General features: G+C 55.8%; 1 protein-coding gene and 1 pseudogene. Both read right to left on the bottom strand.

The window, feature by feature from the left end; all coding sequences use genetic code 11:
* Window positions 1-501, bottom strand: a pseudogene (locus tag OQK_RS30400) (RHS repeat domain-containing protein); the annotation flags it as partial.
* 109 nt (window positions 502-610) lie between these two features.
* Window positions 611-2,552 (bottom strand): RHS repeat protein (locus OQK_RS29170; protein WP_162098725.1); only part of this gene is annotated, 1,942 nt, incomplete at its 5' end.

Consider the following 2,552-nt stretch of genomic DNA (forward strand, 5'->3'; position numbering starts at 1 on the left):
GTGCCGATTGCCGGCCGGGTCGTCGTGGCGGATCGCTCGACCGCACTGGTTGTGCAGCGCACGATCATCGGTGGCTTTTGCATAGGTCCAGCGCTCGACCACGCGAGGCTGCCCGTCGTGCGCCTGCTCGGTGAGGGCTAGCGGTCGCTGCAGATCATCGTATTGGCGATGACTCTGACTGCCCCGCGCATCCCAGCCGGAACACATCGAACCCGCTTCATTCAACAGCCGCACTTGCCAACCGGCGTCGACGCTGTCTGTGAGTAACTCCTGACCGCTCAATGCGTAGAGTGTGGCCAGATTCGGCTTGGGTGCAACGCCGTACAAACGCGGATCCCAAGACGCTACCTGACGCCCCGCCTCATCAAAGATCTGCCGGGTAATGCGCGATTCGATGTCGGCTTTATCCGGGTGTCGGCAATAGGCAACGCTGCGAACCACCAGTGCGCGCGGGTCAATGACCGACAAGGTCGGAGTGGCGGTGTCATGACGAGTGCCCATTTGGAGTGAGTCCTTGGCATCTTTGATACCAAGACTGTGCTTATTCTGGTCGAGCCGCTACTGTAAAAACTAACAGGTCAACCTCTTTCAATGACTCAACCGCCAGGATTCAGGAAAACCATTTTTTGAAAAATCCCTGTTTGTGGGGCTTTTCGTAATAAGCGATGAAGTTGGCGATGGATCGGACGGACGATCCTTCTTCAGGCCTTCTGTAAAGCAATTCGTCGTGTGTTCCAACCACGCCGATTCCCGCCGAATGACCACCATCAAGGTTCACCGACCATCCACCAGCACCGTTCATCCTCTCGATCCTGGCCATTACCCTGGACCATTCGGGCATCGTATAGCCAGTCGCTGTCTCGCTGCGCCCGGTGCTGCCGCCCCATGCCAAACGCGTACGCTGTCCGTTATCTGTTCCGCCGGGCAAACTGATGCCAGAGCGGATGTTAGGTGAACCTGCATGACCCAGTTTTCCCGGCTGATTGTTCTTCGGGTCAAAGAGAAATTTGGTGCGACCCAAATAGCTTTCCGGAAAGGCCGCTCTCCCACCTTGCGAAAGCACAGGCCCGGACTCAATCCTCGATCCATCTCTCATTCGAACTGTCACGAAATCCTTTAGATAGTCTGAAGGCACCGGGACGTAAATCTGACTTTTACCGCCGATCTTGCTTGGGCCAATCGGCGCAAACGGCGAAACGCTACTGCTAGCCTGATTCCGCATATTGAAGAAACCGCCGTTGATATAGGCAACGGCACCCGCGTTCGGGATAGCTGCTTGCGCCTTGATATCTTTTCCCGACGCCGTGTTCAGACGAAAACCTGTCTCGGCTCCCGCTACTTTGCTTCGCAATGTCGAATCAATCGACAAGTAGGCAAGGCTTCTATTGCCTACGATCGGACGAGACAAATTCATTCCCATCCGATTGAACAATTCATTACCGCCGACAATATCGACTGCCACAATTCCCGGGGTCACTGTGCGTACCCAGACACCGTCTTTTGACGCCACTATTCCCGCATAAGCTCTGCGCCAGAGATCCTGCGCATCGCTGCCCTTCAGACCGTCGGAATCGACAGCGCTTGTCGGATTGTTTGCGACCATTGCGTACAGATTCAACCCGTCCCCTTGCGGATCCGCACTTATCCATCGCTGTAGCCAAGGCGCGTAATATCGGTAGCCGTAGTAATAAAGTCCCGTAGCGTCTCGCTCCTTGCCAGAATATCGGACGGTTTTGTATGTCGCCGCCTGCGCATTTCTGCCAGCCCAGCAGGCTGTTCCTCCAAAGGGATAATACTGCTCCAGTGTCAGAACACAGCCTTCATCATCCAGCTCCACAGTAGAGGAGCCAATGAGATCGTCATAACCGAAACGCAGTTGATCCGGGTTTCTGGCGCAAGACCAGTGCAATAGTTTTATCGAAGCTCGACCGACTCCGGTTTCGATCACTTGATACTCTTCACCTCCGGCACGTCGGTGCAATTGGAGACCGGGAAGATAGCGAACCTCGCTATCCAGAATTCGAACCGCAGTCTGTCGGATAAACACTTTGCGCGAACGATGTCCGGAAATGTCATAACTAAAGCATTCGTAATCGTCGACCTCTGCCTCGCGTTGAACCAGCGCTACGCGACTCAGCTCATTGCGCACGTTCCACGTCATGGCCTGTCCGCGCTGCAGCTCAAGCTGATTACCCGCCGCATCAAATCCCAGCGCTATCTCCGATTCCCCGGGCAAAGAACCATCGTCGCGCTGCATCAGGCTTCGGTTGCTGCGCTGGGAGGTGTACATCGCAAAACCCGGCGCACCGCTATGCTGGCGAGTGATCAGGTTGCCCGCTGCGTCGTAGTCGAATTTCTGCGTGTAGTTGCGCCGTTGATTGGGGTCCAGTGGTGTGGGCAGCAGCTCCGGCAAGGCCGGACCATGGCTGGGCTGGCTGACTTCCCAGCCGCTGGCCTCGATCAGTTGATAAAGGCTGTCGTAGCGATACCGACTGACCGGATCGATGCGCTGGTTGTTGAACCACGACACGGCTTGAGTCTTGTCTTCCAGA

The sequence above is a fragment of the Pseudomonas sp. R62 genome, from assembly GCF_000257605.1.
GTDB lineage: Bacteria > Pseudomonadota > Gammaproteobacteria > Pseudomonadales > Pseudomonadaceae > Aquipseudomonas > Aquipseudomonas atacamensis.